The organism is Microbacterium sp. 10M-3C3, assembly GCF_003931875.1.
Taxonomy (GTDB): Bacteria; Actinomycetota; Actinomycetes; order Actinomycetales; family Microbacteriaceae; genus Microbacterium.
Genome location: NZ_CP034245.1, coordinates 3,226,141 through 3,238,191, shown reverse-complemented (window position 1 = coordinate 3,238,191; position 12,051 = coordinate 3,226,141). Strand labels below are relative to the sequence as shown.

General features: G+C 68.9%; 13 protein-coding genes and 1 tRNA gene. 7 read left to right on the top strand and 7 right to left on the bottom strand.

Features of this window, described 5'->3' with window-relative positions:
• Positions 1–197: 197 nt before the first annotated feature.
• Together EI169_RS15710 and EI169_RS15705 are read left to right on the top strand one after the other, a co-directional pair.
• The gene (locus EI169_RS15710) at positions 198–656 is read left to right on the top strand and encodes a single-stranded DNA-binding protein (protein ID WP_036286723.1); all 459 of its coding nucleotides are present in this window, start codon (positions 198–200) and stop codon (positions 654–656) included.
• A 16-nt stretch (positions 657–672) separates the two neighbouring features.
• On the top strand, positions 673–1,257 hold the full coding sequence (locus EI169_RS15705) for a hypothetical protein (protein ID WP_036286687.1): 585 nt from the start codon (positions 673–675) through the stop codon (positions 1,255–1,257).
• A 66-nt stretch (positions 1,258–1,323) separates the two neighbouring features.
• Here the strand turns inward: EI169_RS15705 and EI169_RS15700 are convergent, their stop codons facing one another.
• Entirely contained in the window at positions 1,324–2,061 is a 738-nt protein-coding gene (locus tag EI169_RS15700; RefSeq protein WP_036286684.1) for a DUF6349 family protein, read from the bottom strand.
• Positions 2,062–2,287: 226 nt separating this feature from the next.
• On the opposite strand from EI169_RS15700, the gene EI169_RS15695 reads away from it, so the two are divergent.
• On the top strand, positions 2,288–2,635 hold the full coding sequence (locus EI169_RS15695) for a sulfate permease (RefSeq protein WP_309472625.1): 348 nt from the start codon (positions 2,288–2,290) through the stop codon (positions 2,633–2,635).
• Between the two features lie 318 nt (positions 2,636–2,953).
• Here the strand turns inward: EI169_RS15695 and EI169_RS15690 are convergent.
• From EI169_RS15690 to EI169_RS15680, 3 genes are all read right to left on the bottom strand, one after another.
• Positions 2,954–3,024 (bottom strand) — tRNA-Gly (locus tag EI169_RS15690).
• A 54-nt stretch (positions 3,025–3,078) separates the two neighbouring features.
• Positions 3,079–4,335, bottom strand: a complete 1,257-nt coding sequence (locus EI169_RS15685) for a tyrosine-type recombinase/integrase (RefSeq protein ID WP_113681432.1) — start codon at positions 4,333–4,335, stop codon at positions 3,079–3,081.
• Positions 4,335–4,592 carry a helix-turn-helix domain-containing protein gene (locus tag EI169_RS15680; protein WP_036286677.1) on the bottom strand — a complete coding sequence of 86 codons (258 nt, stop codon included), beginning with the start codon at positions 4,590–4,592 and terminating at the stop codon, positions 4,335–4,337. Before EI169_RS15680 ends, EI169_RS15685 begins: the two co-directional genes overlap by 1 nt.
• Positions 4,593–4,919: 327 nt before the next feature.
• Between EI169_RS15680 and dcd the strand changes: the two genes are divergently transcribed.
• Positions 4,920–5,525: a dCTP deaminase gene (gene dcd, locus EI169_RS15675; RefSeq protein WP_125133148.1), complete on the top strand. Its 606-nt coding sequence runs from the start codon at positions 4,920–4,922 to the stop codon at positions 5,523–5,525.
• Positions 5,526–5,645: 120 nt separating this feature from the next.
• Here the strand turns inward: dcd and EI169_RS15670 are convergent, their stop codons facing one another.
• A complete protein-coding gene (locus tag EI169_RS15670; protein WP_125133147.1) occupies positions 5,646–6,446 on the bottom strand; it encodes a hypothetical protein in 801 nt (266 codons plus the stop codon).
• A 144-nt stretch (positions 6,447–6,590) separates the two neighbouring features.
• On the opposite strand from EI169_RS15670, the gene EI169_RS16655 reads away from it, so the two are divergent.
• On the top strand, positions 6,591–7,175 hold the full coding sequence (locus EI169_RS16655) for a MarR family winged helix-turn-helix transcriptional regulator (RefSeq protein ID WP_164515515.1): 585 nt from the start codon (positions 6,591–6,593) through the stop codon (positions 7,173–7,175).
• A 111-nt stretch (positions 7,176–7,286) separates the two neighbouring features.
• On the opposite strand, the gene EI169_RS15660 is transcribed toward EI169_RS16655, so the two are convergent.
• Positions 7,287–8,666 (bottom strand): MFS transporter, encoded by a 1,380-nt coding sequence (locus tag EI169_RS15660; protein WP_240640497.1) that lies wholly within the window; start codon positions 8,664–8,666, stop codon positions 7,287–7,289.
• Between the two features lie 79 nt (positions 8,667–8,745).
• Positions 8,746–9,342: a GNAT family protein gene (locus tag EI169_RS15655; protein WP_125133145.1), complete on the bottom strand. Its 597-nt coding sequence runs from the start codon at positions 9,340–9,342 to the stop codon at positions 8,746–8,748.
• Between the two features lie 224 nt (positions 9,343–9,566).
• On the opposite strand from EI169_RS15655, the gene dnaK reads away from it, so the two are divergent.
• Both dnaK and EI169_RS15645 read left to right on the top strand, forming a co-directional pair.
• The gene (gene dnaK, locus EI169_RS15650; RefSeq protein WP_125133144.1) at positions 9,567–11,435 is read left to right on the top strand and encodes a molecular chaperone DnaK; all 1,869 of its coding nucleotides are present in this window, start codon (positions 9,567–9,569) and stop codon (positions 11,433–11,435) included.
• 1 nt (position 11,436) lies between these two features.
• Entirely contained in the window at positions 11,437–12,051 is a 615-nt protein-coding gene (locus tag EI169_RS15645) for a nucleotide exchange factor GrpE (RefSeq protein WP_125133143.1), read from the top strand.

Below are 12,051 nucleotides of genomic sequence, written 5' to 3'. Positions count from 1 at the left end.
CGCGCGAGTACGCGCCGAAGTACAGCAGTCTCTCTGGGCCTTCCTGCTGGTGTCGGCCGGTCGAGCCCGCCGTGACAGTGGCGACGCCGCGATCCTGTGACGGGGTGCATCACACTTCTCTGTTGTGGTGAGGGTGTGCACCTCTCCTGCACAGAGACGCCCCGGATGGGGTGACGAGGATGCAGGAGGACACGATCATGACCATCACCACGAAGCCGTCCGTTTCGGGGTTCATCGCGACGACGCCCCGACGGTCGGAGACACGCGAGGGCAGGACGAAGTTCTACGCCCGGTTCGCGCAGTCGCACGCGCAGCGCAACGACGACGGCACCTTCACGCAGCTCGACTCGAGCTTCAGCAACATCGTCGCGTACGGCGAGGCCGCGGAGTGGGCGCTGGCGAACCTGCAGAAAGGGGACGCCTTCATTGCCCAGGGCAACGAGCGCTCCTACACGCAGCAGCGTGACGGGCAGGCGGTCGAGGGCGAGGAGTTCATCGCGAACAAGATCAGCCATGATCCGGCTCGTCACCCCTACGTCGTCGACCGCACGCCACGCGCGAGCCGGGGTCAGGAGCGCCAGGTGTCGTCGCCGCTCGATGACCCCTTCAACGCGCCGCGTCCGCAGACCCAGGCAGCGCCCGCACTCGGGCGCTGAGTCGGAAGCCAAGACGATGACCGGAACCGACGACGAATCGGTGGACATCGACGGCCGCGACGACCCGGAGGGCGGCGAGCCGGAGCCGGCGTTCGAGATGCCGATGCTCCCGGAACCGCCGCACCCGATCAACTGGAACCTCCTGCGGGCAGATGACGCTGAGCACGAGTGGCTGGAGCTCAACAGCTGGGTGAACTGGCTGCGCCGCACGTACGGGCTGCCCGCGAGCGTGGTGCCGCCGTTCTGGTACCGGCATCCCGAGCTGCTGTGGGAGCTGTCCGCGCTGCACCTGCACTGGCTGTGCGCCTACGACCCGGAACAGAACGGCTCCGCCCCGCTGGGCTGGCACCGCGACTTCACCGATGCCCGCGGCCGTCTACGGGACTGGGTCGCCGCGTCGGGGACGAGGTTGGATCGTGACCGGCCTACACGGCAGACCGTGTGGCCTGGCGAGGACGCCGCCGAGCCGGTCGAGGACATCGTGATCGCGAACCGTGACGAGGACTTCGTCAAGTTCGTCGTCGCGGACGTCGAACGTCGCCGCCAGGCTGAGAGGGACTTCTACCAGCACCTCGATACGCAGACCGGCGAGCTGACCTGAAAACGACGACGACGGCTTCTGGGGCGAGACGACGATGGTTGTCTCGCCCCAGGCATGCGAGCACGATCATGCGCCGAGGACATGCCCGGGCCGTGCAGGGCCAGCCGCGGGCGGCAATGGCTGAGGGAGCGCGCGAGCGGGAGAACGCTTCGGAGATGTCGATGGCGGTGCGGGACGATCGAGCGCAGTAGCGGAGAGGTCGTAGCCTCCCCACGGCGAGTAGCCGGCCACGTGGCGCGTTCCGTGCGAGGCGCGCTCCGTGATGATCGGCGCGCCCGGCACCTGCGCCTCAACCGGATAGTGCTCTGCGATCCACGCCGTTGCGAGCTTCGTCAACCCGGACTCGGACCGCACCCGGATCTGCGCAGGGATCACCGGAAGGTCGCGCCAGCCGGGGAACGCGTGATCGTGCCACGCTTCGACAGCGTGATTCTCATCCCCGCTGATCGCATGCCACTCGCAGGGCTCGCAGATCAGCTGCGTGAGCAACCCACCGGGCCCCTCCTGCGCGACACGGGGTCGCAGCTCCGCAGTGAACGTCGAGGCCGTGTGCTCGCTGTCACCGACCGTCATGTCGCCGGGAATCGTGATAGCGCGGTGCCACATATGGCTGCTCGCGTAGGAATCGAAGTGCGTGTTCAGGAAGCACCAGTGTGCGAACGCCTCATCCAGCTCACGCGGCGGGTAGTAGTCCGTCGTGAAGTGCAAAGGCGCGCCCGACCACTCGCCGAGACTGGCGCGCGCATCCTCTCGAGCCAGCTCGTCGAAGTCGAACGCCAGCTGCCCGCCTATCCGATCAGCCATCGGCCTCATCTCCCTTCGACCGTCAGGTGCGCGACGTGCGTACGGACCGCTGCGTCGGTCCCTTCCGGGAGCGGGATGGGAGGAGTAGCCTGAGTACAGGCGATCAACACATGATGCGCCGCCGGTTCAGTGCACGGCGGTCGACGAACCCGGAGATTCCGCTCCGGGACGAGTCCTTCCCCCAAGAACGATGTCGCCATTGTGGGAGGTGCCTGCTGTGTTCCGAATGATCCTGGCTGCCAGTATTTTCATCCGTGGGTTCTTGCGGGTGTGGATGCCGAGCAACATCGTCCTCGACCTCATCCGCACGCGCAGGGGCCTCAAGTGGGGCGTCCCCGGGATGCTCCTCGCCGCTCCGTACTTCGCGATCGCCTACTGGTGCACTACCGCCATCGAGGCGGGCGCGCCCGGATGGCTCAACCTGATCGTGCTGGTCTGCCTCTGGTCGGCACTCAAGTTCCTCATCATGGGCCCCATCAGCCTCATCCTTCTAGCGAAAACACGACTCCGCGAGCGCGGCCAGCAGCGGCGTGTGGGCCGTATGGTACGCCAGACCACCGCCGAGTCTGCGTAGACGGCACGCGGCGCTTCCGGGCGACTTGAGCTAGCTAAGGCTCTTTCCACCGTTCGACTGGCTAGTCGACAGAGCGCGCCGCGATCAGGAACGGTTTGGGCCGCTCGACGGTGTCACATTGCTCATCAAGTTCTCTGATCCGTTCCCGGATCGCGTCCACATGCTCCTAGAAGCACATAGCAAAGCCCCAATCCAGCCGCGTGTTGTCCAAGGGAGAAGCAGGACTCGACGTAAGACACGGCTGACCGGTACCGATGACGACCCGAGCCGCACGCACAGTACATTCGCGTATCAAGGGGGTCCGCCGAGGCCACAGAGAGGGGACGACGGGAATCGAACCCGCGTTGGCTGCTTGGGAAGCAGCCGTCCTACCATTGAACGACGTCCCCGAGTAGGTGACCTCCAGCATACGGGACGTGGGCGCGCATGGCGAACGCGCGTGTCTACGGTTGGCAGTCGCGGTGCTCGATCGAGCCGCTCAAAGCTAGCAGCGACTCGGCGCCGACGATCTTCTCCTCTCTGCCGGTGTAGTGCTGTGTCGTCGTCCGCTTGCTCTCGTGCGCGAGGACCTGCTGAGCGGTGTCGGCGCCGAGCGCAGCCGCAGCAGACTTTCGCATCGAGCGGTAGACGAACATCTCCTGCGGCACGCCGATAGCGTCCAGCTCCTCCTTGTGTGCCGCTCGGAACCTGCGCGCCAGCGCTTGTGGGCGCTCGGGGTACATCCCCTTTCCGGCGCGTGTGACGAACAGCAGATCGCCGAGGGAGTCGGCCATCCGCCGCTTGAGCACGGCGTGCACATCGGTGTTCACGACCTCGATCAGTCTCTCCTGGCCTTTGCCCTTCAGCTCGGACTGTCTGTAGAGACCCTTTTCGTCCGTGTGGGTCATCGTGCCGTTGATCCAGACGTGCTCGGTGAGGACACTCTGCTTGTTCGGGCGGAGCACGACGTCTTCGCGCCGGAGTGCCAGGGCTTCGGAGAGCCGGATGGTCAGGCGGTTCGTGAGTATGAGGAGATCGGCGAGGAGGCGCACGTCGGGTCGCTTCCCGGTCTTGCTTCCACGATTCTGCTCCCACGCCAGGACGAGCTGGATGATCACCGCGAGGTCGTCGTCAGTCAACGCAATCAGCTTCGAGGCTGGGCGGTGGATGGCGAGTGTCCTTACTGAGGGCACCGGACTGGCTCCTGGCGAGACGACACCGTGCAGAATCGCTAGGTCGAACATGCCGGCGAGCACGCTGCGAGCCATCAAGGCCTCGTGATTCGATTTCGTGCGGGCTACCTCGTGGAGGAAGTTGTAGATGCGCGCCGGCGTCAACGACGTGATCTTCACTCCCCAGAGCAGCGGCTTGATCGTGCTGTGCAGTGTTCCCTCATAGCGATCGATCGACTGCGGCTTGATCTTGCCCGGCTGCGGGTCGGCCTCGTCCCATTGCCGATTCCGCCGGAGATCCAGCAACCAGGCGACGGCGAGCTGCTCGACCGTCCCGGCCGGGTCGACCTGCTGGAAGACGCCGCCCCAGATGAGGTGGGCCTTGCGCTGCAGGTCGTCTTGCGCGGCTTCCGGGGAAGGACCCCACCCCTGCACGTGGTGTGCTCGACCTTCGCCGTCACGAATGCGGGTGTCGGCGCGGAACCGCTCCCGGTACTGCTGGACACTAACCCTGCCGAGCTCACCCGGCTGCTTCTTCGGCCTGGGCATCACGACCCCCGCCGCTGGGCGATGAGCCAGTCCCGCACGTCGGCAGGAAAGTAGCGGATGCGGTTGCCTGCGATCTTGACGTAGACCGGTCCGCCGGACCTGTTCGACCGCCACACGTCGAGGGTGTGCCGGGTGAGCCCGAGGAACGCGGCCGTCTCCTCGACCGTCCACATGATCGGTGCGCCGTCGGCAGTCAGGTCGAGCCTCGTCGGGTCGAGCGGGGCGGGGTCGCGGGGTCGGGGCGTCTGTGGTGTCATGCACCGTAGGTGCGACAGCCGTGCAACGCGGCATCGCTGCGCTGAACCTCGGGTGAGATGTGGTGCAGAACGGTGACGTCGGCGCGGCCGATCGGCACCCAATGCAGGGTTTCTCCGTCGAAACTCCGTCGAGAATGCGGTCATCGGTGGTCTCCCATGGTGTCGAAGACACCGCTGGACACCAGCAATTGCTGGGTCCAGGAGACCTAGATGAGGGGCGAGGCGCGTCTGGGATGATGAAGCAGAAGTTCTGCCATTGAACTACAGCCCCGTGCGCCCGTGCGGCGCCCGGACAGCATAACAGCGCGCGCGCTCTAGGCTGATGCCGTGCTGCTCTCGGATCGCGACATCAGGGCCGAGCTCGACTCGGGACGGATCGGGCTCGCGCCCTACGACGCGACGATGGTGCAGCCCTCGAGCGTCGACGTGCGGCTCGACCGGTACTTCCGCCTGTTCGACAACCACAAGTACCCCTTCATCGATCCCGCCGAGGACCAGCCGGAGCTCACGCGCCTCATCGAGGTCGCGCCCGACGAGCCGTTCATCCTGCACCCCGGCGAGTTCGCGCTCGGGTCGACGTTCGAGCAGGTCACCCTCCCGGACGACGTCGCCGCGCGCCTCGAGGGCAAGTCGTCGCTCGGCCGGCTCGGGCTGCTGACACACTCGACCGCAGGGTTCATCGACCCCGGGTTCTCCGGTCACGTCACGCTCGAGCTGTCGAACGTCGCGACACTGCCGATCAAGCTGTGGCCCGGGATGAAGATCGGTCAGCTGTGCTTCTTCCGGCTCACGTCGCCCGCCGAGAACCCCTACGGCACCGGCCCGTACGGCAACCGGTACATGGGCCAGCGCGGCCCCACCGCATCCCGCTCATTCGTGAACTTCCACCGCACCGACGTCGGCGTGACCGACGCGGGCTCGCCCGGCCGCTGAATCGGGCCGCCGATTCCGGTCCGTGATTCAGGAGAATCCGCGCACACGGGCAGAGCCGCCCCCGGAATTCCGGGAGCGGCTCTGCGGTGACGGACCGCTCTTCCTGAATTGCGAACGCGATCAGGCGGTCGGAGCGGCGGGCGTGGTCGGGGCGACGGATGCGGCGGGGAAGCCGGCTCCGGCCTCGCGGCCCTGAGCGAACCCGGCGGTGAAGCCGCGCTCGTACGCGGTGTCGTCGGCGGGGGCGCAGCCGCGGCCGTGCCCGTGCGGGCCGAAGCCGCGACCGAAGGGGCCGAAGCCCGGTCGCGGGCCGAAGCCGTGCGCGTAGGGGCCGAAGCCGTGCCGCGGGCCGAAGCCCGGACCGAATCCGCCGCGCGGGCCGAAGCCGCCCTCGTGCTCGCCGTGCGCGCAGGGGCCGAAGCCGTGCCGCGGGCCGAAGCCCGGACCGAATCCGCCGCGCGGGCCGAAGCCGAAGCCCCGGCGGCCGCGGCCGCGGAAGGCGACGGAGCCGTCGTCGGTCCAGCCGAGTTCGCGGGCGATGGCCTCGAGGGAAGCGATCGTGGTCGCGTAGTCCTCGGGCGACACGGCGCCGGCGACGCGCTTGCGCACGCCGTCGACGAGTTCGCCGAGACGCTCGCGTGCGGCGCGGCCCTCGTCGGTGAGCGTCCACTGATCGTCGTCGAGGGTGACCCAGCCGCGGTCGGCGAGGCGCCGGATGCGGCCACCGCCCTTGCGGGCGAGGCGCTCCTGCAACCACGGGGCGTCGACACGTCCGTCGAGGACGTTCAACAGCATCCAGTCGCGGCGGGAGAGCTGCTCGGTCGCGAGCGCCTCGGCGATCGCACGGTCGAGCAGGGCGTCGACCGCGCGCAGCCAGAAGCCGAGCGTACGGTCGTTGGGGGAAGCATTCGTGCTGTCCATGGGAATCCTTTCGTCGGGCGGTCGAGCCGCCGGTGTCTTCGGTGTGGCGACGCCGTTCCGAAGGTGCATGTCATATTACAAGCAACTGCATGTAGGGTGACATGTATTCCCGATGCATGTCAAGTGGCATGTAAATTCGTCTCCATGACCGCTCCCGACCCCGTCGATGCCATTGCCGCCGCCCTCGCGCGTCTGCGAGGGCCGCGCCCCGCTCCACCGTGGGAGGGAAAAGGTCCGTGGGAGGGCAGAGGCGCCTGGCGCGGGGGCCACGGTCCGCACGACCCCGACGGCCACGGTTCGCACGGCGGCCGGCGCGGCGTCGGCGGTCCCGGCGGGCAGGCCGGCCCGTGGGGCGCGGGCGGCCCGTGGGCGATGCGCGGGGGTCCGCGTGCCGGTCTCGCGCGGCTGCGCCTCCTCGACGCGCTGGCCGCGGCGGAGCATCCGCTCAGCGTCGGCGAGGCGGCCGAGGCGATCGGCGTCGACCAGCCCCGCGCGTCACGTCTCGTGCAGCAGGGCGAGGAGCTCGGGCTCCTTCGGCGCGAGCCCGACCCCGACGACGCGCGGCGCACGCGCATCGCGCTGACGGATGCGGGTGCCGCCTTCGTGCGCGGATTCCGCGATCAGCGCCGCGACGCCGTGCAGAGCGCGCTCGCCGACTTCAGCGAAGCGGAGCGGGCCGAGCTCGCGCGCCTCCTCGCGAAGCTCGCCGACGCGTGGCCGCGCGGCTGAACCCGCCGCATCCGCCGCCGAGAGTGCACCGTCGCGGCGAGACCGCTCGCCCGGACGTGCACTCTCGCCGCGCGCGTGCACTTTCGGCGCCGCTCGGCGCAGCGCGCGAGGCTAGCGCAGCACGTCCTGCTTCGCGCGGACGGGGATGAGCAGCGCGAGTCCGACGAGGAGGACGAGCACGATCCCGAGGATGCCGAAGTACGCGGCGCCGAACACCGAGACGAACAGCGCGAACATCGTCGGCGCGAGGAACGACACCGCGCGCCCGGTCGTCGCGTAGAGGCCGAACACCTCGCCCTCGCGGCCGGGCGGGATGATGCGGGCGAGGAAGGTCCGCGACGCCGACTGCGCGGGCCCGACGAACAGGCACAGCGCGAGGCCGGCCGTCCAGAACACGATCTGGCCGCCGTCGTGGAGCAGGAACACGAGCATCCCCGACACGACGAGGCCGATCAGCGCCGTCACGATGACGGGCTTCGCGCCCAGACGGTCATCGAGCGTGCCGACGAGGATCGTGGAGATGCCCGCGACGACGTTGGCGGCCACCGCGAAGATGATCACCTCGCCCGGAGAGAACCCGAAGACGGATGCGGCGAGCACGCCGCCGAACGTGAACACGCCCGCCAGGCCGTCTCGGAACACCGCCGAGGAGAGCAGGAACCACACGGTGTGCCGCGACTCGCGCCAGAGGCGGGCGATGTCGCGGCCGAGCCGCGCGTACGACGCGAAGAAGCCGACACGCTCGCGGCGCACGCCCACGCCGCGGTACTCGGGCACCGCGAACAGCACCGGGAGGGCGAAGATGCCGAACCACGCCGCCGAGACGAGCATGGCGAGCCGCACCGGCCAGCCGTCGCCCTCCGGCACGCCGAAGAGGCCCTGGATGAAGCCGAAGTACACGATGAGCAGCAGCACGATGCCGCCGACGTAGCCCATGCCCCAGCCGATGCCGCTCACGCGGCCGATCGAGCGCGGCGTCGACACCTGCGACAGCATCGCGTTGTAGTTCACACCGGCGAACTCGAAGAAGACGTTGCCGGCGGCCACGAGGAGGAGCCCGAGCCACAGGAACGAGGGGTCGGGGGCGACGAACACCATCGCGGCGGTCATCGCCACGACGATGTACGTGTTGACCGCGAGCCAGAGCTTGCGTCGCCCCGAGGTGTCCGAGCGCTGGCCGGTCACGGGGGCGAGCAGGGCGATCAGCAGCCCCGCCGCCGAGAGCGCCCACCCCAGCTGCGCCTCCACGACGCCCGAGGGTCCGAAGCTCTCGCTCGTGAGGTAGACCGTGAACACGAAGGTCGTCACGACGGCGTTGAACGCCGCCGAGCCCCAGTCCCACAGCCCCCACGCGATCACGATGCGCGGGCGCGTGCGCTCGGGCGCCGCATCCGTCGCCACCGCGGCGGCGAGCGCGTCGGTGGGCGTCGTCGCGGAGAACGCGGGGGCGGTGTCGCGAGGGGTGGCGTCGGGGGAGGTCATGTCAGCCACTGTGCTGCCCTTCGGTGAACGCCTGGTGCGGCGGATCGTGCCCGGCCGCGCGCCGCGGGGGTCGCGGGGGCCGTCGCGCTCAGGCTACGCCCGGCGCGTCGCCGGCGACGCCACCGCGCCGCGCCCGCCATTCGCGATCCAGGATCGCGTACACGGCGGTGTCGCCCCACGCGCCCTTGAACCACAGGTCCTCGCGAAACAGCGCCTCCTCGCGCATCCCCAGCCGCCGGCACAGCGCGATCGAGGCGGTGTTGCGCGGATCGAGGTCGGCGCGCACGCGATGCAGCCCCGCGTCGCCGAAGAGGGCGTCGAGCAGGACGGATGCGGCCTCCGCGGCGTATCCGCGCCCCTGTGCCGCGGGCGACAGCGCCCAGCCGATCTCCGCCTGACGGTCGGCCGCGCTGACGAGCTTGACGTACAGCGTGCCGATCAGCGTGCCGTCGGCCAGCCGGATCGCGGGCTGCATGTCGTCGCCGTCGGCGGTCAGCGTGTCCAGCGGCATGCTCTCGGCGATCAGCTGGGCGACGCGCTCGCGTGAGCGGGGCTCGTACAGCATGTAGCGGCAGATGTCGGGATCGGACTGGATGGCGGCGAGGGCGTCGAGGTCGTCCTCTCGGAGCAGATCGACGACGACGCGCGGGCCGCTGAGGCGCGTGAGCGTCCAGGGGAGGGGCATGCGCCCATGCTAGTGGGAAGTTGAGCCAATTCATATCAAGTTCACTTGACGCCTGGCCAGCCCCTCGTTACGCTTGAGTCATCGCGACTCAACCCCTCGGCTAGCTCGGGGACCACCCCTCGGCTAGCTCGGGGACCACCCCTCGGCTAGCTCGGGGGACAGATAGCGAGCAGACTTCCGCAACCACGAGCCGTCCACCCGGCTCAGACCAAGGAGAAACGAATATGCCCCGTGCAGTGGGAATCGACCTCGGTACGACCAACTCCGTCGTGAGCGTCCTCGAGGGCGGCGAGCCCAAGGTGATCGCCAACGCCGAAGGGTTCCGCACGACCCCCTCGGTCGTCGCGTTCACCAAGGACGGCGAGGTGCTCGTCGGCGAGACCGCCAAGCGCCAGGCCGTGACGAACGTCGACCGCACCGTGTCCAGCGTCAAGCGCCACATGGGCACGAACTGGACCTTCGACGTCGACGGCAAGAAGTGGACGCCGCAGGAGATCTCCGCGCGCATCCTGCAGAAGCTCAAGCGCGACGCCGAGGAGTACCTGGGCGACAGCGTCACCGACGCCGTCATCACGGTGCCCGCGTACTTCAACGACGCCGAGCGCCAGGCCACGAAGGAGGCCGGCGAGATCGCGGGCCTGAACGTGCTGCGCATCATCAACGAGCCCACCGCCGCCGCGCTCGCGTACGGCCTGGACAAGGGCAAGGAGGACGAGCTCATCCTCGTCTTCGACCTCGGTGGCGGAACGTTCGACGTGTCCCTGCTCGAGGTGGGCAAGGACGACGACTTCTCCACCATCCAGGTGCGCGCGACCGCCGGTGACAACCGCCTCGGCGGCGACGACTGGGACCAGCGCCTCGTCGACCACCTGATCAAGCAGTTCAAGGACACGACGGGCGTCGACGTCTCAGGCGACAAGATCGCGCTGCAGCGCCTCAAGGAGGCCGCCGAGCAGGCGAAGAAGGAGCTTTCGAGCTCGACGTCGACGAGCGTCAACCTGCCCTACCTGTCGCTGACCGACTCGGGTCCCGTGTCGCTGAGCGAGACGATCACGCGCGCGAAGTTCGAGGACCTGACGAAGGACCTCCTCGACCGCACGAAGAAGCCGTTCGACGACGTCATCCGCGAGGCCGGCGTCAAGGTGTCCGACATCGCGCACGTCGTGCTGGTCGGTGGCTCGACCCGTATGCCCGCCGTCGCCGAGCTCGTCAAGCGCGAGGCCGGCAAGGAGGCCAACAAGGGCGTGAACCCGGATGAGGTCGTCGCCGTCGGCGCCGCCCTGCAGGCCGGCGTGCTGAAGGGCGAGCGCAAGGACGTCCTCCTCATCGACGTGACCCCGCTCAGCCTCGGCATCGAGACCAAGGGCGGCATCATGACGAAGCTCATCGAGCGCAACACCGCCATCCCGACCAAGCGCAGCGAGACCTTCACGACCGCCGACGACAACCAGCCGTCGGTCGCGATCCAGGTCTTCCAGGGCGAGCGCGAGTTCACGCGCGACAACAAGCCGCTGGGCACGTTCGAGCTCACCGGCATCGCGCCCGCGCCGCGCGGCATCCCGCAGGTCGAGGTCACCTTCGACATCGATGCGAACGGCATCGTGCACGTCTCGGCGAAGGACAAGGGCACCGGCAAGGAGCAGTCGATGACCATCACGGGCGGCTCGTCGCTCGCGAAGGAGGACATCGAGCGGATGGTGCGCGAGGCCGAGGAGCACGCGGCCGAGGACAAGAAGCGCCGCGAGTCGGCCGAGACCCGCAACCAGGCCGAGACCCTCTCGTACTCGGTGGACAAGCTCCTCACGGACAACGAGGACAAGATCCCCGCAGAGGTGAAGGAGTCGGTGCAGGCCGACGTCGACGCACTGAAGTCGGCGCTCGCCGGGGACGACGACGACGCCGTGAAGACCGCGTTCGACAAGCTCAACCAGAGCCAGAGCGCGATCGGCGAGGCGATCTACAAGTCGTCGCAGCAGGCGCAGTCCTCCGACGAGGCCCCCGCCGGCACCCCGGGCGACGGCACCACGCCGAACCCGGAGGAGGACGTCATCGACGCCGAGGTCGTCGACGACGAGGACGAGAAGAAGAGCTGACATGACGGACAAGAACTTCGACCCTTCGGCGGGCTCAGGGACCGGGGACGAGGACGAGGTTCGACCGGACGAGGAGGGGTCGGTTGCTGAGCCTGTCGAAGCATCCGACCCCTCGTCGCAGGACGAGCTGACCGTGGACGACATCCTCGGCACCGAGCAGACGGCGGATGCCGCATCCGAGGACGCCCGCTTCGCCGACCTCGAGTCGGCGCTGCTGACCGACCTCAAGCGCCTGCAGGCGGAGTACGCCAACTACCGCCGCCGCACCGAGGAGCAGCGCGAGCGGGAGATCGAGCGCGCGAAGGGCGAGGCCGTCAAGGGTCTGCTGCCGGTGCTCGACGACCTCGACCGCGCCGAGAAGCACGGCGACCTCGAGGCGGGCACGCCCTTCGCCGCGATCGCCGACAAGCTGCGCGCGCTCGCCGAGCGTCAGGGCGTCGTGTCGTACGGCGCCGCCGGCGAGCCGTTCGACCCGCAGCAGCACGAGGCGATCTTCCAGGCCCCCACGCCGGGTGTCACCGAGCCGACGATCCTCGAGGTCGTCGAGGTCGGCTACCGCCTCGGCTCGGTCGAGCTGCGACCCGCCAAGGTCGTCGTCGCCGTTCCGGCCGAGTAG

What these genes read in the sequence shown, in the direction of transcription:
- dnaK (WP_125133144.1), top strand. Translation starts at nt 9,567, where the DNA reads ATGCCCCGTGCAGTGGGAATCGACCTCGGTACGACCAACTCCGTCGTG.
- EI169_RS16655 (WP_164515515.1), top strand. Translation starts at nt 6,591, where the DNA reads ATGACCGCTCCCGACCCCGTCGATGCCATTGCCGCCGCCCTCGCGCGT.
- EI169_RS15645 (WP_125133143.1), top strand. Translation starts at nt 11,437, where the DNA reads ATGACGGACAAGAACTTCGACCCTTCGGCGGGCTCAGGGACCGGGGAC.
- EI169_RS15680 (WP_036286677.1), bottom strand. Translation starts at nt 4,592, where the DNA reads ATGACACCACAGACGCCCCGACCCCGCGACCCCGCCCCGCTCGACCCG.
- EI169_RS15700 (WP_036286684.1), bottom strand. Translation starts at nt 2,061, where the DNA reads ATGGCTGATCGGATAGGCGGGCAGCTGGCGTTCGACTTCGACGAGCTG.
- EI169_RS15705 (WP_036286687.1), top strand. Translation starts at nt 673, where the DNA reads ATGACCGGAACCGACGACGAATCGGTGGACATCGACGGCCGCGACGAC.
- EI169_RS15710 (WP_036286723.1), top strand. Translation starts at nt 198, where the DNA reads ATGACCATCACCACGAAGCCGTCCGTTTCGGGGTTCATCGCGACGACG.
- EI169_RS15670 (WP_125133147.1), bottom strand. Translation starts at nt 6,446, where the DNA reads ATGGACAGCACGAATGCTTCCCCCAACGACCGTACGCTCGGCTTCTGG.
- EI169_RS15695 (WP_309472625.1), top strand. Translation starts at nt 2,288, where the DNA reads ATGATCCTGGCTGCCAGTATTTTCATCCGTGGGTTCTTGCGGGTGTGG.
- EI169_RS15655 (WP_125133145.1), bottom strand. Translation starts at nt 9,342, where the DNA reads ATGCCCCTCCCCTGGACGCTCACGCGCCTCAGCGGCCCGCGCGTCGTC.
- EI169_RS15685 (WP_113681432.1), bottom strand. Translation starts at nt 4,335, where the DNA reads ATGCCCAGGCCGAAGAAGCAGCCGGGTGAGCTCGGCAGGGTTAGTGTC.